14 protein-coding genes and 1 tRNA gene are annotated in these 21,537 nt (G+C 56.8%); 11 read left to right on the forward strand and 4 right to left on the reverse strand.

Annotation, left to right across the window (positions count from 1 at the left end; all coding sequences use genetic code 11):
- Positions 1 to 4 precede the first annotated feature (4 nt).
- The gene (carA, locus tag G6K99_RS10130; RefSeq protein ID WP_174196454.1) at positions 5 to 1,210 is read right to left on the reverse strand and encodes a glutamine-hydrolyzing carbamoyl-phosphate synthase small subunit; all 1,206 of its coding nucleotides are present in this window, start codon (positions 1,208 to 1,210) and stop codon (positions 5 to 7) included.
- Between the two features lie 307 nt (positions 1,211 to 1,517).
- On the opposite strand from carA, the gene G6K99_RS10135 reads away from it, so the two are divergent.
- The 6 genes from G6K99_RS10135 to G6K99_RS10160 all read left to right on the forward strand — a co-directional run bounded on the left by G6K99_RS10135 (position 1,518) and on the right by G6K99_RS10160 (position 9,338).
- Positions 1,518 to 1,970 carry a GatB/YqeY domain-containing protein gene (locus G6K99_RS10135; RefSeq protein ID WP_174196455.1) on the forward strand — a complete coding sequence of 151 codons (453 nt, stop codon included), beginning with the start codon at positions 1,518 to 1,520 and terminating at the stop codon, positions 1,968 to 1,970.
- A 382-nt stretch (positions 1,971 to 2,352) separates the two neighbouring features.
- Positions 2,353 to 4,368: a DNA primase gene (gene dnaG / locus G6K99_RS10140; protein WP_113110709.1), complete on the forward strand. Its 2,016-nt coding sequence runs from the start codon at positions 2,353 to 2,355 to the stop codon at positions 4,366 to 4,368.
- Between the two features lie 537 nt (positions 4,369 to 4,905).
- Positions 4,906 to 6,957, forward strand: coding sequence for an RNA polymerase sigma factor RpoD (gene rpoD, locus G6K99_RS10145; RefSeq protein WP_062455900.1), 2,052 nt, complete (start codon positions 4,906 to 4,908; stop codon positions 6,955 to 6,957).
- 113 nt (positions 6,958 to 7,070) lie between these two features.
- Positions 7,071 to 8,393, forward strand: coding sequence for a DUF930 domain-containing protein (locus G6K99_RS10150; protein WP_174196456.1), 1,323 nt, complete (start codon positions 7,071 to 7,073; stop codon positions 8,391 to 8,393).
- 25 nt (positions 8,394 to 8,418) lie between these two features.
- Positions 8,419 to 8,841 carry a secondary thiamine-phosphate synthase enzyme YjbQ gene (locus G6K99_RS10155; protein WP_092660426.1) on the forward strand — a complete coding sequence of 141 codons (423 nt, stop codon included), beginning with the start codon at positions 8,419 to 8,421 and terminating at the stop codon, positions 8,839 to 8,841.
- A 155-nt stretch (positions 8,842 to 8,996) separates the two neighbouring features.
- Positions 8,997 to 9,338, forward strand: a complete 342-nt coding sequence (locus G6K99_RS10160) for a hypothetical protein (RefSeq protein ID WP_113110862.1) — start codon at positions 8,997 to 8,999, stop codon at positions 9,336 to 9,338.
- A 78-nt stretch (positions 9,339 to 9,416) separates the two neighbouring features.
- On the opposite strand, the gene G6K99_RS10165 is transcribed toward G6K99_RS10160, so the two are convergent.
- Positions 9,417 to 10,184, reverse strand: a complete 768-nt coding sequence (locus G6K99_RS10165; RefSeq protein ID WP_062455912.1) for an SIMPL domain-containing protein — start codon at positions 10,182 to 10,184, stop codon at positions 9,417 to 9,419.
- A 188-nt stretch (positions 10,185 to 10,372) separates the two neighbouring features.
- On the opposite strand from G6K99_RS10165, the gene G6K99_RS10170 reads away from it, so the two are divergent.
- Together G6K99_RS10170 and G6K99_RS10175 are read left to right on the forward strand one after the other, a co-directional pair.
- A tRNA-Ile gene (locus G6K99_RS10170) sits at positions 10,373 to 10,448 on the forward strand.
- A 16-nt stretch (positions 10,449 to 10,464) separates the two neighbouring features.
- Positions 10,465 to 12,198 carry a site-specific integrase gene (locus G6K99_RS10175; protein WP_174196457.1) on the forward strand — a complete coding sequence of 578 codons (1,734 nt, stop codon included), beginning with the start codon at positions 10,465 to 10,467 and terminating at the stop codon, positions 12,196 to 12,198.
- Positions 12,199 to 12,206: 8 nt separating this feature from the next.
- Here the strand turns inward: G6K99_RS10175 and G6K99_RS10180 are convergent, their stop codons facing one another.
- On the reverse strand, positions 12,207 to 13,766 hold the full coding sequence (locus G6K99_RS10180) for a hypothetical protein (protein WP_174196458.1): 1,560 nt from the start codon (positions 13,764 to 13,766) through the stop codon (positions 12,207 to 12,209).
- Between the two features lie 2,045 nt (positions 13,767 to 15,811).
- Here G6K99_RS10180 and G6K99_RS10185 point away from each other — a divergent pair.
- Genes G6K99_RS10185 through G6K99_RS23500 form a run of 3 tightly spaced genes read left to right on the forward strand, consistent with a single transcriptional unit; the run spans position 15,812 to position 19,889 of the window.
- Positions 15,812 to 16,552 carry a hypothetical protein gene (locus G6K99_RS10185; protein WP_174196459.1) on the forward strand — a complete coding sequence of 247 codons (741 nt, stop codon included), beginning with the start codon at positions 15,812 to 15,814 and terminating at the stop codon, positions 16,550 to 16,552.
- Positions 16,553 to 16,558: 6 nt separating this feature from the next.
- Positions 16,559 to 17,347 (forward strand): hypothetical protein, encoded by a 789-nt coding sequence (locus G6K99_RS10190; protein ID WP_174196460.1) that lies wholly within the window; start codon positions 16,559 to 16,561, stop codon positions 17,345 to 17,347.
- A 10-nt stretch (positions 17,348 to 17,357) separates the two neighbouring features.
- Complete coding sequence (locus G6K99_RS23500; RefSeq protein WP_174196461.1) at positions 17,358 to 19,889, forward strand: ATPase domain-containing protein; 2,532 nt, start codon at positions 17,358 to 17,360, stop codon at positions 19,887 to 19,889.
- 3 nt (positions 19,890 to 19,892) lie between these two features.
- Here the strand turns inward: G6K99_RS23500 and G6K99_RS10200 are convergent, their stop codons facing one another.
- Positions 19,893 to 20,936, reverse strand: coding sequence for a hypothetical protein (locus tag G6K99_RS10200; RefSeq protein ID WP_174196462.1), 1,044 nt, complete (start codon positions 20,934 to 20,936; stop codon positions 19,893 to 19,895).
- Positions 20,937 to 21,537 lie beyond the last annotated feature (601 nt).

Here is a 21,537-nt window from a genome sequence, read left to right on the forward strand (position 1 = left end):
GGTTTTAGCGCTCGGCGAGCGCTGCCTCTCCCTTGTTCTCGCGCACCATGTTGATGAAGCGGCGGAACAGGTAGTGGCTGTCCTGCGGACCGGGCGATGCTTCCGGGTGATGCTGGACGGAGAAGACCGGCTTGCCGGACAGACGCAGACCGCAATTGGTGCCGTCGAACAGCGAAATGTGAGTCTCCTCAACACCCTGCGGCAGCGACTTCGAGTCGACCGCGAAGCCGTGGTTCATCGACACGATCTCCACCTTGCCGGTCGTGTGATCCTTGACCGGGTGGTTGGCGCCGTGATGACCCTGGTGCATCTTTTCGGTCGTGGCACCGAGTGCGAGGCCGAGGATCTGGTGACCGAGGCAGATGCCAAAGGTCGGGATGTCGGTCTTGACGATGTCCTTGATGACAGGGACAGCGTAAGCGCCGGTGGCTGCCGGATCGCCCGGGCCGTTCGACAGGAAGATGCCATCCGGCTTCAGCGCCAGAATGTCTTCCGACGAGGTCTGGGCCGGGACGACCGTGACCTTGCAGTCGAGGCCGGTGAACAGGCGCAGGATGTTGCGCTTCACGCCGTAGTCGATGCAGACGATGTGATACTTGGCATCCTCGGCCTTCAGTTCCTCGGAACCTTCGTTCCAGACCCAGGGCTTTTCGGTCCATTGCGACGACTGGCCTGATGTCGCTTCCTTGGCGAGGTCGAGGCCTTCGAGCCCGCTCCAGGCCTTGGCTTCCGCCTTCAGCGCTTCGATGTCGAAATTGCCGTTCGGGTCATGGGCGATCACGGCGTTCGGGGCACCGTTCTGGCGGATCCAGGAGGTCAGCGCGCGCGTGTCGATGCCCGACAGGCCGATGACGCCACGGCTCTTCAGCCAGGAGTCGAGATCCTTTGCCGAGCGGTAGTTCGAGGGTTCGGTGATATCGGCCTTGAAGATCGTGCCAACGGCGCCGCGGCGTGCAGCGGGCGTCAGGTCTTCGATATCCTCGTCATTGGTGCCGATATTGCCGATATGCGGGAAGGTGAAGGTGACGATCTGGCTGAGATAAGACGGATCGGTCAAAATTTCCTGGTAGCCGGTGAGGGCGGTGTTGAACACCACTTCGGCGGTGACCTTGCCGGTCGCGCCGATGCCTGTTCCTTCAATTACGGTTCCGTCGGCAAGCACGAGAACGGCGGTGGGTTTTTTCGTGGTCCAAGGGGTGGTCGCGGTCATATCCATCCTTCTGCCCCAGCGGCCCGTTTCCCGGAGAGGAAAACAGGGTGTCGAGGTCATCTCTCGTCGCAGAAAAGGGCGCGCGGAAACCCGCTTGCGGCCCACTATCCAAATGTTGTGCAGGTCCTCGACATAAACAAGGCAGAACAGCCGGTCAATTGCAGTTTACGAGAAAGCTGCGCGCAAAGCCCGGCAATCGGCGAGTTTTCTCGTGTGGGCAAATCGTTTGATCGGTGTTCCCGGTTGTTCTATGACGTCGCAAAAGATCGGTCCGCTGCGGATCGAGCGACGTTCAAGGAGACAGGCCATGTTGCGCGAGAAGCTTTCCGAAGCGATGAAGGAAGCGATGAAGGCGAAGGAAACCCGCAGGCTTTCGACCGTGCGGCTGATCCAGACCGCCATCAAGGACCGCGACATCGCCAATCGCGGCACCGGCAAGGACGCCGCCACCGACGACGAAATCCTGCAGATCCTGCAAAAGATGGTGAAGCAGCGCGAAGAGTCGGCGAAGATCTACGAAGACAACGCCCGCCCGGAACTTGCAGCACAGGAACGCGAAGAGATCGCAGTGGTCAAATCCTTCATGCCGGAACAGATTTCCGACGAGAAGGCGAGCGAGATCGTCGCTTCCGTCATCGCCGAAATCGGCGCTGCTGGCATGAAGGACATGGGCAAGGTGATGGCGATCCTGCGCGAGCGCTATGCCGGCCAGATGGATTTTGCCAAGGCGTCCGGGACGATCAAAGCGCAGCTGAGCTAAGGCTAAGGCTTCACCACAAGAAACGAGAAAGGCGGGAAGTCCTTCATGGAGTTCCCGCCTTTTGCTCTCCTACGCCTCCCATCGGTCGACCGCGGACATGCCACCGGCGGGAGAGGACGATCGCCTGCAGTCATTGCCGGCCGCCGTCCTGAAGAGCAATCCGTGACGCCGGTACCCGCCGGTTAAGCGAGTGACGGCACGATTGTCCGTTTCAAGGCTATGCAGGGAACCCGTATACCGCAAGTTACAATTCGTTAATTTCTGTGGGTTGGTCGGGGCGGTGTCCCGGAGCGGCGGCCTGTGAATAGCGGGCATGATTTGCCGCCGGGCTGGCGTTCCCGCTCGCTGAGCCTTAATATGGCATCTGGCCCACGAGGTAGACATGCGCTTTTCAAACAGTTTTCTTGACGAGATCCGGGATCGGGTGCCGATTTCGACGGTGATCGGCCGTCGTGTCACCTGGGATCGCAGGAAGACGAATGCTGCGCGCGGCGATTTCTGGGCCTGCTGCCCGTTCCATGGCGAGAAAAGCCCGAGCTTTCACTGCGAGGACCGCAAGGGCCGCTATCACTGCTTCGGATGTGGCGTGTCGGGCGATCATTTCCGCTTCATGACGGATCTGGAAGGGCTGAACTTTCCCGAAGCGGTGCAGCAGGTTGCCGATATGGCTGGTATCGCCATGCCGCAACCCGATCCGCAGGCGGAAAAGCGCGAACGGGAGCGGATGTCGCTTCTCGACGTCATGGAAATGGCGACGCGCTTCTTTCAGGACCAGTTGCAGAGCCCGACCGGCGCCAAGGCACGCGCCTATCTTCGCGACCGCGGACTGACGGCGCGCACGATCGAGAATTTCCGGCTCGGCTATGCGCTGGACAGCCGCAATGCGCTCAAGGAGTTCCTGGCCGGCAAGGGTGTGGCCAAGGAGCAGATCGAGGCCTGCGGGCTGGTGCGTCATGGCGAGGGGATTGCCGTATCCTACGACTATTTCCGCGACCGCATCATGTTCCCGATCCTGTCGTCGCGCGACAAGGTGATTGCCTTTGGTGGACGCGCGATGGCGCCGGATGCGCCGGCCAAATACATGAACTCGCCGGATACCGAACTCTTCCACAAGGGTCAGGTGCTCTACAATTTTACCCGCGCCAGGCGGGCGGCCCAGCCAGGGCCGGGATCCAAGGAGCCGGGCACGATCATAGCCGTCGAGGGCTATATGGATGTGATCGCGCTCAGCCAGGTGGGCGTCGAGAATGCCGTCGCGCCGCTCGGTACGGCCTTGACCGAAAACCAGCTGGAGCTGCTTTGGCGGATGACGCCGGAACCGATCCTGTGTTTCGATGGCGATGGTGCCGGTATCCGTGCTGCAAACCGTGCTGCGGATCTCGCGCTTCCCTCCATCAAGCCCGGCCGCTCGGTGCGGTTCGCGTTGCTTCCAGACGGCAAGGATCCGGACGATCTCGTCAAGCACGAGGGAAGAGCGCCGTTCGATGGCGTGATCGCGCAGGCGCGTCCGCTTGCGGAGATGGTCTGGCAGCGGGAAACCAATGGTGCCGCCTTCGAGACCCCGGAAAAGCGGGCGGAACTCGAGGCAAGGCTCAAGCAGATCGTTTCCGTGATTGCCGACGAAAGTGTGCGCCGTCACTACCAGCAGAATGTGCGCGATCGTCTCAACGGCTTGTTCCAGCCGCAGCGCAATGGCGGCGGTGGCGATCGTCGTCAAAGCTACCAGCAGCGCGAAGGCGGCGGGTCCGGCAGAGGCGGTGCGGCCGGCGGACGGGGTGGATCGTCGTTCCAGCAGCAGGGGCGCGGAATGGGTGTTTCCGACCGCCTGACGCGATCGGGGCTGGTGCGGGGACATCTCGACCTTCCGGCCCTGCGAGAAAGCGTGCTGGCGCTGACCATCGTCCATCATCCGCAGCTTCTGCTCAACGAGTATGACGAGATCGCCTCGATCGAATTCGAGAACCGCGATCTGAAGCGGATGTGGTCTTGCGTGCTGACTATTGTCGGGCAGGCCGGTGCCGGTTTGACGGTGCAGGAACTGAAACGGGAACTCGGCGAGAATGGCTTTGAGGAACTGTTGAAGTCAATGAACCAGCAGATCCGCAATGCGCGACTGTGGACGGCGACGGAAGAGGCCGATCCGCAGGATTCGCTGCAAGCCTACCGTCAGACCCGGGCACTGCATTCCAGAAACAAGGAGCTCCGCTGGCAGAAGATCGAGCTGGAGCGTGAACTCGCGGAGATGACCGAGGACGAGGCCGAGCGTGCCGAGATCCTGCTGCGTGCACTTCTGGAGGTACAGAATGAAATTTCCAGGCTTGAAAACCAGGAAGCGATCATCGACGGCTTCGGTGTTCTGTCAGGACGCGTCAAGGGCGCTGCCGTCAGTCACGGATAAAGGAGAGCTGCGCAGATACTAAACCGTGTTGAATTGGTCGCCTGATGGATTAACAGCGCGAGTGGAGTGGTCTATACAGCTCTTGATTGATCACTGTATTGTTGCAACGCATCGGAAAATGGCGTCAATCCCGCGCATTTCGGGTAGAGCCAAGGGTTTTTACCGGGCGGCGGGCTCTTGTCTTTCATTGTGCACCGCTTACATATGGCTTCAATATGACGGGAGTACCGCCAACGGGGACATGGTCGTAAGGTAATTTCCACTTTTCCTGGGCACAAGCTTTGGAAGAACTTGACGAAGCGTTATTTTGTGGGAATCACCATTTCGGGCAATATTGGTGGAGTGGGTCTAGCGCCGCGGCGATGTTCGGCATCTTCGTTCTGGCGGTCCCCGCGAGTAGCGGTCGCCGATGGTAATCGGGAGTTAAAGGTCATTCCGTTACGAGTTGGATATTGATTCGCGGCTGGTGTGGCTTTTGCCCTCCGCCGCAGGCCACGAAGCGCTGCGCAGTGGCGTTCAGGGAAAGCGACGACATACATGGCAACTAAAGTCAAAGAAAACGAAGAAGCCGATACCGAGCGCGAAGGCTCGGTCGACGGTCCGCTTCTCGATCTTTCTGACGACGCGGTCAAGAAGATGATCAAAGCCGCGAAGAAGCGCGGCTACGTGACGATGGACGAGCTTAACTCGGTTCTTCCGTCCGAAGAGGTCACTTCCGAACAGATCGAAGACACGATGGCGATGTTGTCCGACATGGGCATCAACGTCGTGGAAGATGAAGAAGCCGAGGAGGCCACCACCGAGGAGGAGGACTCCAACGAGAGCGAAGAGAGCGAAGGCGGCGAACTTGCCCCGACGTCCAGCACAGCTCTTGCCACGGCGAAGAAGAAAGAACCCACCGATCGTACCGACGATCCGGTGCGCATGTATCTGCGCGAAATGGGCTCGGTCGAGCTTCTGTCGCGTGAAGGCGAAATTGCGATCGCCAAGCGCATCGAGGCTGGCCGCGAGACGATGATCGCCGGTCTGTGCGAAAGCCCGCTGACGTTCCAGGCGCTGATCATCTGGCGCGACGAACTGAACGAAGGCACGACGCTGCTGCGCGAGATCATCGATCTCGAGACGACCTATTCGGGTCCCGAGGCGAAGGCTGCGCCACAGTTCCAGAGCCCGGAAAAGATCGAGGCGGACCGCAAGGCTGCCGAGGAAAAGGAAAAGACCCGCAAGGCTCGTTTCTCTGCTGCCAACGATGACGACATCACCGCTGTCGGCGGTGACCAGGGCTTGGAAGAAGAGGAAGAGGACGACGACGAGTCGAACCTTTCGCTTGCCGCCATGGAAGCGGAACTGCGCCCGCAGGTCATGGAAACGCTCGACACGATTGCGGATACCTATAAGAAGCTGCGCAAGCTTCAGGACCAGCAGGTCGAGCAGCGGCTTGCCGCCTCCGGCACGCTGTCTTCCGCTCAGGAGCGCCGCTACAAGGAACTGAAGGACGAGCTGATCACGGCAGTGAAGTCGCTGTCACTGAACCAGAACCGCGTCGAAAGCCTTGTCGAACAGCTCTACGACATCTCCAAGCGTCTGATGCAGAACGAAGGTCGTCTTCTTCGTCTGGCTGAATCCTACGGCGTCAAGCGCGACTCGTTCCTAGAGCAGTATCAGGGTGCCGAGCTTGATCCGAACTGGATGAAGTCGATCGCCAATCTGTCGGCACGCGGCTGGAAGGATTTTGCCAAGGCGGAGTTCAACGCCATTCGCGATATCCGTCAGGAGATCCAGAGCCTGGCCACCGAAACCGGTATTTCGATCACCGAATTCCGCCGGATCGTGTCGATGGTGCAGAAGGGCGAGCGCGAAGCGCGGATCGCCAAGAAGGAAATGGTCGAGGCGAACCTTCGTCTCGTCATCTCCATCGCCAAGAAATACACCAACCGCGGCCTGCAGTTCCTGGACCTTATCCAGGAAGGCAATATCGGCCTGATGAAGGCCGTCGACAAGTTCGAATACCGTCGCGGTTACAAGTTCTCGACCTATGCGACCTGGTGGATCAGGCAGGCGATCACCCGCTCGATCGCCGACCAGGCCCGCACGATCCGTATTCCGGTGCACATGATCGAGACGATCAACAAGATCGTCCGGACATCGCGCCAGATGCTGCACGAGATCGGCCGCGAGCCGACCCCGGAAGAGCTGGCCGAAAAGCTGGCCATGCCGCTCGAAAAGGTCCGCAAGGTCCTGAAGATCGCCAAGGAGCCGATCTCGCTCGAAACCCCTGTGGGTGACGAAGAGGATTCGCATCTGGGTGACTTCATCGAGGACAAGAATGCGCTGCTGCCGATCGATGCCGCCATTCAGGCGAACCTTCGTGAAACGACGACGCGGGTTCTCGCATCGCTGACGCCGCGTGAAGAACGTGTTCTTCGCATGCGCTTCGGCATCGGCATGAACACCGACCACACGCTCGAAGAAGTCGGCCAGCAGTTCTCGGTCACCCGCGAACGTATCCGCCAGATCGAGGCGAAGGCGCTGCGCAAGCTGAAGCACCCGAGCCGGAGCCGCAAGCTTCGCTCGTTCCTCGACAGCTGATCGCTGGACCATACCCATCAAAAGCCCGGCCGTTTTGACGTGCCGGGCTTTTTTATTGATGTTGTGATCGGGCCAGACTCGATCATGCCCGCAAACCATCCTACATGGGAGCCATGCCGGATATGTCTCCCGCCCCGCATAAGAAGGTGATCGCAACGGCGCTGGGTGCGTCCGTCGCTCTGCATCTGATCATCGCGGGCGCGCTCCTCGTCAAATTGCCGCTGCCGACCAATGCGGTTCCCGAGGAGGAAACCGTCCAGGTGGAGATCGTGCCGCCGCCGGAAGAGGAAAGGCAGGAGCCGGTCGAAGAGGCGAAGAAGCCTGACGAGCTGAACCTCAAGGAAGAGGCGAAGGCCGAAGAGCCGCCACCGGAAAAGCCGCCCGAGCAGAAGCCTCAGGAAGATCCGCTCGAGGACCCCGTGATTTCGGCGAGCAAGGCTTCGGCACCCGAGGCTGCTCCGCCGCCTTCCCCTGCGCAGGACGAACAGCCGGAGGAGACGAAGCCGCCGGAACCTCAGCCTCCCAAGCCTGAAGAACCAAAGCCCGAAGAGCCGCAGCCTCAAGAAAAGCCGCCCGAAGAAAAGGCGCCGGAAGAAGCGAAAGAGCCCGAGGCACCGCAGAAGGCCGAGCAGCCGGCACCGCCGCCGCCGCCTGCAAGCCCGACACCGGCCGAGGAGGAGAAGCAGGCGTCAGCGCCGCCGATGTCCGCACTGCGGCCTGTGTTCCAGTTTGGCGAAAAGGACAGCGGTCCGCGCCAGGCGCTTGACGGCAATGCTGCGGAGGATGCGCCAGCGCCCGCTGCGACCGATGCCGATCCGCCAGCGCCGGAGGAGCCTGCACAGACGGCGGGTCCCGACGTGCAGGGCGAGGGCGCGCCACAAGAAGCGCCGGTTCCGACCCAGATGACGCCACCGCAGCTCAGTGTTCCAGGCTCCGATCCGTCGGGAATGCCCGGACCTGCCGGCGGTGCGTCTCCTGATGCGATGACGGCCGGGCTCTTTACAGGGCCGCCTTCCTCCGCACCCGTGCCGACGCAAAGGCCGGCGCCGTCGAAACCATCCGATGCGGCCGGCGATCTCAAGCCCGTGAGAACGCTGTTTTCCGCGCGTGATACCGGTGATGCGCTTGCAACCGTTGCGATGGCCGGCATTCCGCGCGGCGTTCGGGCAGGGCAGCTCTGCTCGTCGGAACTCAGCGCGCAATTGCAGAACGGCTCGCCCGCCTACAATCCCGATGTCTTGCCCGCACCGAAGCTGCCCAATGGGACGGTTCTCGAGGCGCGCAATATCGGCTTTCGCGCCAAAGGCCAGTGGCATGATGTCAGCTTCCGCTGCGAAGTCGATGCCGATGCCACGAAAATCGTTTCGTTTTCGATGAATCTGGGTGGCCTCGTGCCGCGCTCGGAATGGCGCAAGCGCGGTTTTCCCGAGTTTTGATCTTCAAGCAGACAAGAGAATTTCGATGCCGCAGACCGCGATCCAGATTTCGACCAGAGGCCAAGGGCTATACGAGTTCACGGATGAAGCCGAACGCTTCGTGCGCCAGGCCGGGCGCGACGAGGGCCTGCTGACCGTCTTCGTTCGCCACACGTCCTGTTCGCTGATCATTCAGGAAAATGCCGATCCGGACGTGAAGCGCGATCTGAATGCGTTCTTTTCCCGCCTCGTTCCGCCGTCGGATGATCCTTCGATGGGCTGGGTCAGCCATACAATGGAAGGGCCAGATGATATGCCGGCACATATCAAGGCGGCACTGACGGCAGTCTCGATCGGCATTCCGATAACCGGCGGTAGGCTGGTGCTCGGCACGTGGCAGGGGATCTATCTCTTCGAGCACCGCGACAGCCCGCACAGGCGCGAGATCGTGCTGCACCTTTCGTCGTGATGATCGTTGTTTTCCAAATGAACAAATACTGAATGATCGGTTTTGCAGGCATTCAGCTGGGTTGGATAGAGTTGCATCGACCGTTGGCCCGAAAGGCCGGCGCGAGACAGCCGGACAACCGGTGACAGGTTCAGGAGAAGCAAAAGATGACTACAATCACACGCCTGATGGCGAAGGCCGGCCTTGCAGCCTTGATCGCCATGACAGGGATTTCGGCGTCCGCGCCAATCGCCGCCGCCGCCGGCCCTGAATTCGTACAGTACCGTGAGCGCGACTGGCGTCCGCATCACCCGCCGCGCTATGAGCGCCCGCGCCACATGCGTCCCGTCGGCTGCTCGCCGCGCCTGGCTGAACGTCGCGCCGAAGCGATGGGTCTGCGCCGTACCCGCGTCGTCGACATCTCCCGCCGCAGCGTGACCGTCGTCGGCGTCGACCGCCGCGGACGCGACCGGGTCGTGTTTGCCAATGTGCGCGGCTGCCCGCTCATCCGTCGCTAACGGATCTCAAGCGTCCCAGTCTATCTTCAGCCCCGTCCGGCATTCGCCGGGCGGGGTTTTGTCGTTGAAGCGATCCGATCAGGGATCGATGGAGAACACGACGTTGACGTTGACCGTGTAGCTGGTCTCGCCGGCCGCCACCGGAACGCCGTTGCCGGAATCCTTTGCCATTGTCATGCGCATCATCGGCGGGGCCATGGGCGGTGCCGAATTCTCGCTGATCTCCATGATGCGGCCAAGCTTGACGCCGGCGGCTTCCGTCAGCGTCTTTGCCTTGGCGAGCGCTTCGGCAACGGCTGCCTTGCGCGCCTGCGTCATCACTTCGTCGGTATTGGTATTGGTGAACTCGATCTGTCCGCCCTGGTTGACACCGAGCTTGACCGTCTTGTCGATCAGACCGCCGAGCTTTTCGAGATCGCGCACCTTCAGCGTCAGCGTGTTGGACACTTCGTAACCGATAATTTCCTGCGGCGGCTCGATGCCGTCCTTCGGGGCTACCTGGCGATATTGCGGGTAGATCGCAAAGCTGCTGGTCTGGACGTCGCGATCGGCAATGCCTTCAGCCTTGATGGCGGCGAGCACTTCGCTCATTGCCGTGTTGTTGGCGGAGACGGCCGCATCGGCGGTCTTTGCCTGCCTCACGACGGCAAGCGACAGGATCGCCATATCGGGCGCGACCGCGGCCTTGCCCTCACCGGACACGCTGATGATCGGTTCGCGCGGCGTGCGGGCTTCCTGCGCAGAGGCGACCGTTGCCGAAAACGGCGACAGCGGGAGGAAGGCCGTGCCGAGGGCAAGGGCTAGGAAAGCCGGCGCGAGAGAAGGGGCGGTGGGCAAACGGCGCATTGTGTCTCCTTTGATACTGGTTGTTCGACGATCCCGGCCAAATGCCTGAGTTGAAAGCCGAACACCCTCTAGGTGACGTGTGATTGTGAACCTATTGCGGCGAGGCCTTGTGAGCGTTCACAATTTGAGCTAGACGGACCCTTGCGACCGGCGAACCATTGCGCCAGTCGTCATGCCTTCAAAGGGCAGGGCCTGTAGCTCAATGGTTAGAGCCGGCGGCTCATAACCGCTTGGTTGGGAGTTCGAGTCTCTCCGGGCCCACCATCATCTGCTTAGGCATTTGATTTCGTTCGAAATACCTGTAAACAAAGACTTTATACCGTGCTTAGGTTCCAACATCGGTTCCAACATGGTGGGTCTTGCAGGTATTATTATGGCGAAAATTTCGGGCCTCACTAGAAAGAAATCGGCATACTTTTACGTGCGCCGCATCCCAGCCGATATCGCGGCACTATTTGGGAACCGACAACAACTAACAATTCCCCTTGATACGACAGATTACCGAATCGCATCTGATCGTGCGCGAGCGAAAGCCGCCGAGGTGGATAGGCAGTTTCAGGACGCAAGACTCGGCGTGCCAACAGTTGTCGAGCGGGCCGCCAAGGCTTCCCGCCAACACATCGAACAGGCTGTTCGTGTCTATCTATATCAGCGAGAGAAAGACGCCGAGAGCAAACCGGTTTCAGAAGTCGACCCCGAAACTGTCACCGAGTGGCTTAGTGTTCTGGACTCATCCTATGAGGGTTGGGCTGGGGACGTGCACAGAATTGCCATCGATATCGCGAGCCAATTTCAAATCAAGATAAAGCCCGGCGATCAGCACTGGCAGGATTTTATCCGGCTCGTGCATCGCGCAGAGCTGGAATTTTCCCGGCGCTCGCTGGATCGCGTTGCCCACATATACAGTTCGAAAGGTCATGACCGGTTATTCTCAGAGGTGTTTGCTACTGCGCCCGCGCCCAAACTTGTCGGCAGCAGGGGCCTGACTGTCGACGAATTGATCGCGCGTTTTGAGAGTGACCCTCTCCGAACGAACCTCACGGAAAGTGCTGCGAAAAAGTACCTTATTCCCTTTGAAGCGCTACGTGAAATTGCTGGTCGGGATTTTCCTGTCAGGGAAATAGATCGGGCAATGTGCGCTGATATGATTGAAACGATAGCCGCCTTGCCGCCGAACTATCGGAAGTACAAGCTCTTTGAAGGAAAATCTCTTCGGGAGATTGGAGAGATAAACGCGAAGCGCGGCGGGGCAAAGCTTGTCCGGGGAACCGTAGAGGTTTACGCACATCACCTTTCGGCATTCTTCAATTATGGAATATCGAAGGGCATTATCGAGACTAACCCAGCGACCCGGCTCCTCGCGGGCGCCGGAGCGCCGACAGCGCGCAAGCCCGTATTTGATGCCGATGAGTTAAAGCGGCTGCTCACGTCCCTTCCTGCATGGGGCGAGAATAGTCCGGGCAGACGTTGGCTTCCCCTGATCGCGTTGTTTTCCGGCATGCGACTGGGTGAAATCATCTGGCTCCGCCACTCTGATGTCCGTAAGGTTGATGGTGTCACCTGCTTCGTACTTGTTCCTATGGATGACCGGACCTTAAAAACCGAAGGCTCGGAGCGAGTCGTGCCGGTCCATCCGATGCTTGTAAAACTTGGTCTCCTAGACGAGATCGGGCAAGCCACAGACGTCGATGCACGCATATTCCGTGATCTTCCGGGAGACGATCAGAGGCATGCCGTTGACTTGTTTCAGAAGCGGTTTAGCTACTTCCTTCGAACTGACGTGCGAGCCCGAAAAGGCGTGTCCTTCCACTCGTTCCGACACAACTTCCGGGATGCCATCCGACATGCAGGCGTCCCTATCGATGTGACTAAGGCGCTTGGTGGATGGGGGCGCGGTTCGGGTATAGAAGACCGCTATGGGCAGGGCACGAGGGCTTCGGTGCTCGCCGGTTGGATGGCGAAGATCGAGTATCCCGAAATCGACCTGACGCCGATGATGAAGACGACGGGTTAGCTCCACACTCATCCCTTATCGTAGCCAGCATTCTGCCAGCCGATATCAGCGGCGGCGATAAGGTCGGGGACAGGGTCGTTTTCGCTCAAGGGCTGGATGTTGTGCTCCCGGCGGTATGCCTCCGCGCGGGCGTCCTCTTCGGCCTTGCGTGCTTCGCGCGCCGTGATCGAGTCCGGGTGCACTACCTGCCGGGAGCCCATCCGCTTGATGTTGCGCTCGACAATAGCGGCCTTCTGCCAAGCGGTGTCTGCCTGCTTCTTCGCCTTGGCGTTTTCTTCGCGCATCTTCCGGGTGGCGCGGTCTTCTGCGATCCGCATTCGGGCGGCTTCGTCTGACATGCCTTGCTTGATCGTCAACCGGCCGAACTCGCGCTCCTCAAAATCCTGCATGTCGGCAATCCAGCGGTCGGTGGTTTCCCTACCCCTCTCCACGAGGAAGTTGGCGTGATGCGCGAGCCAGAAACCGAGTTGCGGAAACTCCGGCGCGCGGTCCCTTTTCATCCAGACAAAACACGGACGGGACATCATGGCTTGCCAGTTGCCGACCGACCACCGGACGAAGGCGTGTGCCTCCTCAACGGTTCCCGCCCAACGCTTAATGAAAATATTTTTGACCATGCCCATGTCCTTCGGCGTCCACACTGGGAACACGGCTCCCGGCTGGTTCTTGAAGCGGTCGGCAAACTCCCGGCGGAAGGTCACTTCCAGTGAAACCGGTTTCAAAACCTTCTCTGCCTTGTCCCGGAGCTTGCGGTCACTCGCCGCCACCGGGGCCATCAAACTTTCCGAGGTCGTGAAGGAGGGGGACGGCGCAATGGGGGTGGACGAAAAACCTTTCGGGCGAGCCGCAGGCTCGCTATCCCAGCCGGAGGCGGGGTCAAATTTCAGCGAAGCGGAATGGGGAGCAGTGTCGAGCGGAAGCGAGGCAGGGCCTAACCCTTCTTGCTTAGAAAAATCCTGCTTAAGAAGTCTTGCTTTAAAGGGGTGACTGTTTTGGCACGGGGGTGGTGACTGTTCTGTCATGGGGGTAGTGACAGCCGTGTCACTGGTTTCCGCCCATCGGTCCATGTCTTCCGCCGTTACGGCGACAGGATTTGTCCCGTTCCGCAAGCCTTTTGGAACAGCGATCCTACAAACGTCTGGCGTCCATTGAAAGTTGATCGTGATGTCAAGCCCGGTTTGCAAGTCGGAGCGATCTACGAGGATCACCCGGCGCTCTTCGAGCGAGGCGATGATACGCATGAGGTTGCGCTTCCCGTGCCCGGTCCCCGCGTGCTCAGCGTCACCGAACTCCAGAAACCGATAGGTAAACTTGCGGGTTTCCTTGCCCCACGCCGTCATGGCTCCAAAGATCACAGAAATGACCTTGAACTCCTGATCGGGAAGAACGGACCACTTGCGCATAAGGATGCGCGCCGCATGAATTTGCCCAAGGGGCTGTGCGATGTTCCTCAAGTCGTTTTCTGATACCTGCCCACGCGAGTAGGCTTTCAGCGAGACCACCTCGCCTCCAGGCGTTTGCGCATGGCTATAGGCCTGCTGACGGCCAGAGGCCGGTAGTTCTGTCATTTGAATCCCCTTTGAGCCCCGACCCGCCAAGTGCCCGTTCAAGGGGTAAAAGGCGAGCACTTGGCGTCGGTGTGTTCCGCGCTGGCCAGCGCGATCAAAGCCGCGAGACTTGACCCCAAATACATACGCCACGATACACGTAATTTCAACGCATTTAAACTTAGGGTTGTTGACAAATACTTCGTACTTTTGTTGACGAATAGTTCGTTGCGCGCTGAATAGATTACGTTTTATGTTCTACTGCTCGGGATTTTTTGAAACCGGGTGCAAACAGCAATGGCTTCAGCCAGGGTAAGAGGTCACCTCATGTGACGATGGCGACTACAAGGAGACTATCAATGACGGTGAACTTCTTAATTGCCGTTCTCAGCACCTATCTGGCCGCTGGAGCTTGGTTCCCTCATGGCGTGGTTACCGATTAAAACGCGGCTACCATCCTAGATCGCAGTTCAGTGCAGACGGCCTTGCCCGCCTCAATCCCGGAGCAATCACCGCTATAATTTTGTTTATTGCTATCTGGCTTATCGTGCTTATCGCGTCCTTTTGTACTCGCTATCGAAAGTGACCAATGCTGCCCGACACGTCGTTTTTCCCCTTCATTCGAACCTGGACCAAACGCAGAGGATACGCATCCGTGACGTGGCGCCTAGGCAGATTAATTCTGCGGTGGAATTTGGCATGAAGCCGTCACGGCTGCGCTGTCACGCCGCTGGGGCAACGAGGGCAATATCGTGAGAAATTCGTGAGTATAATCATTCGCCACGCTGTTTGAGTGCACAGGCAATTTCCACGACCCGTCACGCTGTCGCCGAACTCGCCGCAAACGACGACAGAAGGAGCGCCGTGACGCTCTGGCCCCAACTCCTTGACCTTATGGTCGGGAGCCTGCGGCGTATGCAACAGGTTCTCCGAACTAAAGGCCGTAGGGACCGTATCCATTCGGTTTTCCAACTCCCTGATCACCAGAGATCAAGGGGATTCTTCGCGGGGGCGTACCGCGCGATTCCCTTATGGGGAAGCAATGGAAGTTCTAGCAGTATTTATTGGGTTAGGTGCGCTGATCGGGTGGCTCAGCTCTAGGAAGCGGATCTCCGTCGGTGCAGAGACCAGAGGTAACATTCCGGGTTCAGGCCCATCGCTGCGATACGTGGGAACCTCTGGTGCCGGGATTTTCGTCAGTTTGGACGGGACTATGCTTGCTCTGTGGGGAGATGGTCGTCCCCTAGACGTCTACAGATTGGATGATGCAGAAGATCGTCGCTTCAGGGAAGCTATCGGCTTCATCTACCAATCTGGTACCACGGAATATCTGCTTGTCCCAACTGTTCGCCTACCGGAGCTTTTTGGGGTGCATATGGGCATCACCACATTGCGCGATCAGATGGTAGCAAGGGAATGCTGCTTAAAACAGGTGGTCAGAAGCCGAAACCGAGTTGGGCAAAGCTTCCGAACGGTCTTGCACTAAGCCATTACCGAGTAATCACATCTAAGATTGTCGAGTATCTTGGTGATTTGTCCCATTCTGCCAAAGATTTTGCTTTGTCGCCGTTGAGTGCAGAAGGAGAGGCTATGCGAATCAGTCTGTTAGAGACGCTTTCTTCCCTTTCTGCTCATTCAGCCGTGGCGGCTAGATAGGCAACAGCCGCGGCAAAGCGAATACGAACGAGAATGAAAAATTCGGATCTCAAGCATTCTCTTCGCAGTGGAAGAACGGGCAGAAACCTAGTGCAGGAGAGGTCAACCTGCTGATTTGTCACCGTCATTCGTTCAGCCCTATGCAATCGCTCTCCGGAAACGGGGAAAGAATAGGGCTGATAAACAGTGCGGTGGATGTCGGAACTTGAGGTTGATGAACGGACGATAGAGATTGAGGCGGACGGCTTCGTCTGCTGCTGCGGTTGCAGCTATATCTCCTGTCGGATTGTTGCTCGTTTGCACCTTTGCGCGCTATCCGTGCTCGATTGACATCCCGTGCTCGCTGTAGTTTATTTGACGAAGCATTCTACCGGGTGATCTAGATGGCGTTGCCACCACGACCGGCTCACATGAGTCAAAGCGTTTATGAAAAAGTATATAGCGATTCGAATCTTGAAGACCTAGTCAAAGCTGAACTTCTAAACCTCTGCGCCAGTGCGACCAGCGAAATAGGGGTCAAGGAGACGTTCGATGCTTTCGCTTCAACGCGCCGTCTTACAGGCAGCAATGTAGTTTCGCTGAATAACGGCGAGATCGTCGGCAACATCAAGAACCTTCGGGGTCTGTCTGAATTCCTCGAAAGGGTGCTAGGCCAGCCACGAGCAGATATTGAGCAATCCTTTAGGATGCTCGCTGGGGCCGGAACTACCCTCGACGAAGAGGCGGCAAAGATCTGGTTTCGGGACGAGATCCTGGGACATACCGAAGTGATATATATCGCGCGCTCCCCGGCCTGGTTTTTTCGCAGCAATCCTGGCTGGAATGCTGAGGACGTATTTCGGCATTCAGACGTTGGTTGTTTGCCCTGCAGGCTGGGGCTGCCTATGTTGGTTGAGGAGAATCCGCTTCAGGCTGGCGTAGAGTATCTGGGTATATGCGTTCCAGGTGATCACCTTAGTAATATCCGCTTGCCTAGCTGTCTCGATGGGGACTACAAGTCTGTGAAAGATATCTGGCTTCATACGGGGTATACGCAACCCATCCCCCATGGATCCGGTACATGTGTCTCTCTGGGAGGCCTCCCGGAAGTGGTCGCCTCTGCCCCATCCTTCGCAGCTATATCTACAGACCTAACTCTTTTTGAGACCTGAAGGCTAATGGATCAACAACTCACCCAAACGATCGCGGACTACTGCGCGGGCCAAGAAGATTACTCAGGGACAGCCGCTATCGATTTGATGATCGCGCGCCTACGCAACGAAAATAGATTCAATGAAATTTCGGAGGCCCTGCAGCGGTATGTGAAGTCTAAGCCGATGCAAGAATCGCGAGAATGGTCTGCAATAAATTTGATCGTTGAAAAGCTGAATTTGCAGGATAGCAAACTCGCCCGGGAAATCGAGTTGACGCTGGATCGAAGTTTCCCACCGGAAGTTTTTGACCGCTTCCACCAGCTTCGAGCTTTCCAGGCTGCAGGAGGTTCTGTGACGCCAAAAGTTCTGAAGGGTGAATATCGTCTTCGAGACGAGCTTCCAGCTTTTTGGCTAGATCTGGCGATCGATGCCTATAAAGGCGATGAAATTGGCTTCGTAGACGCCGCAAGCGGATTAATACACTCAACTACCGTGACTTGGAAAGACATTCGGAAGCGTATCATAAAAATTGTAGCCGCTCTAGGTACTGGAGCCGGAGTTAGCGGACTTGCCGCCATTTCGAAAGCCTTTGCGGACCACGGAGACAGAAACGGCTTTCTCCAGGCAGTAAACGAGAGGCTAGGCACTCATCTTTCTGCCGATGCCGAGGGTGGTGCGGTGAAGGCCAAGTCCCATAGCGGGTCGGCCGGGCGCACCGTTAGCAAAAAAAGCGAGCTTCAACAGCGTGTGGTGGCATCTCTTACTAAGAGGAAGGTCTGGTACTCACAGCTAAACGACACCGTCGCTGCATAAAGGGTTAAAAGTGCGAGGAATTTCGATTGAAAATATTACCGCCCAGAATTTCCTGATCGAAAAGCCATTTGAGGATGGGTCGGACACTCTCTTGCGAGAGTGGTTCGCCGCTGCGAAGTTATTTACAAGTGCAAGCTCCCTAGACGAGCGGGAAGAGTTTATTGCTTCCGTCAACAGCTGCTTCCGATCTCTGACGAAACACTCAACACGGTTTGATGCTCATCTGTTCAGGGGCAAAAGTCCTATCTACAACAGCGCTCGCAGCCCTTCCGGTCGTAAAAATACCGGGGAAACGCGAGCGTTTTTGCTTATGGAAAAGGACTTTCAGGCATGGAGCGAAGTCGACTTAGATCTCTTTGTCAGCGAAGTCGGTGTTACGGCGTCCGAAAAGATTAAAGTATTCTCACCGCTATACTTCCTAAGACGTATGCTGACGGCTGACGACTTCCTCGAGAGTGAGGCGTACGCCCACGTCGTCATTAGGGCGGAGATCTATGCTGCGGCTGTGCGAAGCTTTGCCCCCCCTACGGGTGCAAATATCTATGAGTATATTGCTGATGCAATAAGATTTGAAAAAATATCGAAGTCGCTCACAACGATCGAGTCTTATATAGGCCGTCGTGACTCGTTTTACATGCATACAATAACCGACTTTATTGTGGGCAACCTATTGGCCTCCCAGGGTTACGGTCACTATGCTCTCGAACGTACCGACACAAGGGGACAAAAGAGAAGGAGGAGCGAACGCGCGTGGATGTCTTTGAACGAGTTCTTATCTAGGGCCGACATCGCGTTCACTGACAACGCCGGTTATGAAATTAAGTTCGTTTCTGACTTGGATGTTTTACCCTCTGCGTCGCAGATCCTGGCAGATCTCGATGGTATACCTATCGCTGTACCTGGTGCCCGAACGATCTTCTCAGGTGGGATACGTACGACGGAATCAAACGGCTCCGTCGTCCGCATTACGGGTAAGAGTGGAACGGGGAAAACGACACTAGCTCTGGCATTGTGTACTGCTCTCGCTCCTTTGGGTACTCGCAGCTTCTACCTCTCATGTGAGGAGGAGGAAGAGGATCTTGTCGATAGGATTTATAGCGTAACGCCGGGGTTCATAAACAAGATGCGCAATTACAGTGCGCCGCGCGCGAATGAGCCTCCCGGAGAAAGTTGGTTTACCGCGTATCATCTTGATGATCCAAATTCAGCGGAAAATCTTGATGCAGTTGATGTGTTCATCGATGCAGTGCTTGATTTCTACGAAAGCAACAATCTCGCGCTCGATCAGAAGAGACCTCCAGGTATCGTCCCGTTTGTGGTCGTGCTCGATGGCGTCCACGAGGTTATCAACAGCGAGCAAGCTGAGCAGGCAGTCTCTCAACTTCATCAACTGGTACAACGGCTCCGGGAGCTCAATGCCCTAGTAGTACTATTGTCAGCCGATGTTGATAGCCACGCATTTCGTTCACTAGATTATCTGGTCGATGTTGTTGTAAGGCTGGATAGTCTTGACGGGTCCGGAAATGCATTTGAAAAGTTAAGATCATTCCGTCTTGAGAAAACTCGCCGTCAGTTCTCTAACACGGGTAACCATAGATACCACATTTCCAAACAAGGCGGTGTGAAGATATACCCAAATCTTCCTTCAATACTTGAGACATTTAAGAGGACGAAATGGCAGGAAGCTAACACGGCTAGCTACTTTGACTTCCTCGGTGCTCAAGATCCAAACGTAGCACGTGAATTGAGGCGGCCGTGGCTAAAAATCTTTCAGAAGTCTCACACGCTGATCACTGGGAAAGGCAGCAGTGGCAAAGCCAGTTTTGCCCTGCGCCTACTAACGTCGCCGCTGCGGACCAATGGAACAAACGAGACGCTGTTTTCGGAAGGACGCTCACGCCGCGCACCATTCTACCGAAGAATTCTGATCGTTTCCTTCCTCTACCCGGAGTCTTACTACTCCACCCTCTTAGATCGGCTGCGTAGGGCCAAATTTAGCGATAGGCTTGGTCGCGTTCCTACCCCGGACATCGCCTACCATGTGATCGGGTTCTATCCCGGATTTTTACAGCCAGAGGTGCTGCTAGGTAAGATTTCAGATGAAATTCAGCGCGGTAATATAGATGGATTCCCTTATGATAGCATCTTGATTGATGGCCTTCATAACGTGTTCTTGCAGTTTCCTGGTATCGAAAGTAGTACGCTCATATGGCCTGTGCTCTCGGAGATCTTTCGTCGATGCGGGTTAACTGTAGCGATCACTCATGCCCATTTCAACGTTATTGGTATGGATCATGATCGGGATCTTGGGCATGAGGTTCGGACAATGGCGAACCGCTCCGTACCGCTGCTTCAAAATCTAGTCAATTCTGCTGATTACTACCTCGATGTGTCGCCTGCTCCTATGTCAACTCTGGGCGGTTCCGAGGCAAGTACTCTGAACGGTTCGATCACTGTCGCCACGGCTCTCGGCCAGCCGATCCCGCGACGTGCAAAAATTTGGAACCGGAGTACCCTAACTGTGGAAGACCCTGCCGACTAATCCCTACGACAGGATGAGAAGGTTCTCTGAGAGGTTCTTTTGTCCTCCTTGTTGAGGTGAGCTCCGCATATCACGAGTGTTGATGTGCCGCTCAATTTTGTACCCAACGGCGGCTGCTAACTCGCCGAGAATGACTGACGATCTGATCTCAACCCCGGCATATCTGCTGTTACCCACGATAATCCAGATCTTTCCGTTTGAGCGCAACCTCTGTCTCATCTGACTAAGAAGATCACGTAGCTCTGCGAAATACGCTCCAATCATGTCGATGAGCTTTGAGTGCCAGAGCCTTTCCTCAACACCGCGCAGTGCACGTATAGTTGTCTCAAGGGTTGGTGAACCTTCAGGCGGAGGGGCAAAGCTCCGAATGACTTGAACGTGCGACGCGAGAGTCCTCGAACGAAGAACGTGGTTTTCACGCCGTGAAGACAGGTAGCCAAGCATCCACAGTTCCAGATTATAGACATCTGTGTAGTCGAAGGAGTTTGGATAAGGTGGCGAAAACACCGCTAAATCGAATTCAGGGATACTTCCGATAGCGGCACGAGCGTCGTCATTAAGCACTTCTATGTGGGCCGCATGTCGATCCTTGAAGCTCTCGATATCAGAAAGGTACTTCATGAGGCGCGTTGAGAACTCAGATCTAAGCCTATCTGCACTTATAGATCGCCGTTCCCAGTTCGGCCGGTAGCGCCTACCTTTGCCATTGATAACTACGTTGGACGCAAAGGGCAGCATCGAGCCCATAGCAGTAAGAAACAGTCGTTTAATCTTAGGGTCGCGTTGCTGGTCGATCGCAGTTCTAGCTGAAGCCAAAACCCCAGCTGCTTCTCTGTTGAATATCCATCTATTGTTTTTTCCCGGCTCGATAAATGTCTCCGGACAACCACCAAAAACAGCTTCAGGATCTACTGTTGAGTGCAGAGCAGCAGAAAACTCATCGATTGCACTTTTCAAAAAAGCAGTGTCATATTGTTCTGTCTTTGCGCGTATCAAGTCCGCTAGAAACGGATTAACCTCGATCGTATGACAGGCAACCCCCAGCATCTGGCATGTTAGCGCCGTAGTTCCTGCCCCACCAAAGGGGTCGACACACCGTCTAACAGGGCGTCGACTCTCGCTAATCGCTTGCCTGATTACTTCGGGATTAAAGGCTTCTTTAAAACGATACCAGTCAGCGATTGGTAGTGATGCCGATCGGTGGTTGGTCCCGAGGTGAATCGGCGCGTACCCGCCCATCCATCGCTTTGACAGTGAATGGGTCGGCGCTTCTCGTAGGGGTTCAGTATCCAAGGGGGGGGCGTCAGATCTTTGCATCATCTACGACTAGACGAGTCTCCCGCCCCCGATAAGCGCATGGTTCAACACTTCGGGTCCTTTAGAGGCTTATCCCACGGAGTCTTGCGGCAAGCTGCAATATCGTCGCAGCTAGGTGACTAGTTTCTGACTTGGACACAGACGGATGCTCAATGGGAGCAGCTTTGTCCAATTCAAAGGCGGATGTCCCAAAGTTACTTCCTCAGGTTCTTTGGCGGGATAGCAGGCATAATTCGCCGGGTTCAGTAGGTCCTGATTGCTAGTTCAATTAGGGCATGCTCCAATAATACCACTCTAGGTCTGGTTCAGAAAATATGCTTTGACCAACCAA

Source organism: Neorhizobium sp. AL 9.2.2 (assembly GCF_013317225.1).
GTDB classification, from domain to species: Bacteria; Pseudomonadota; Alphaproteobacteria; order Rhizobiales; family Rhizobiaceae; genus Neorhizobium; species Neorhizobium soli.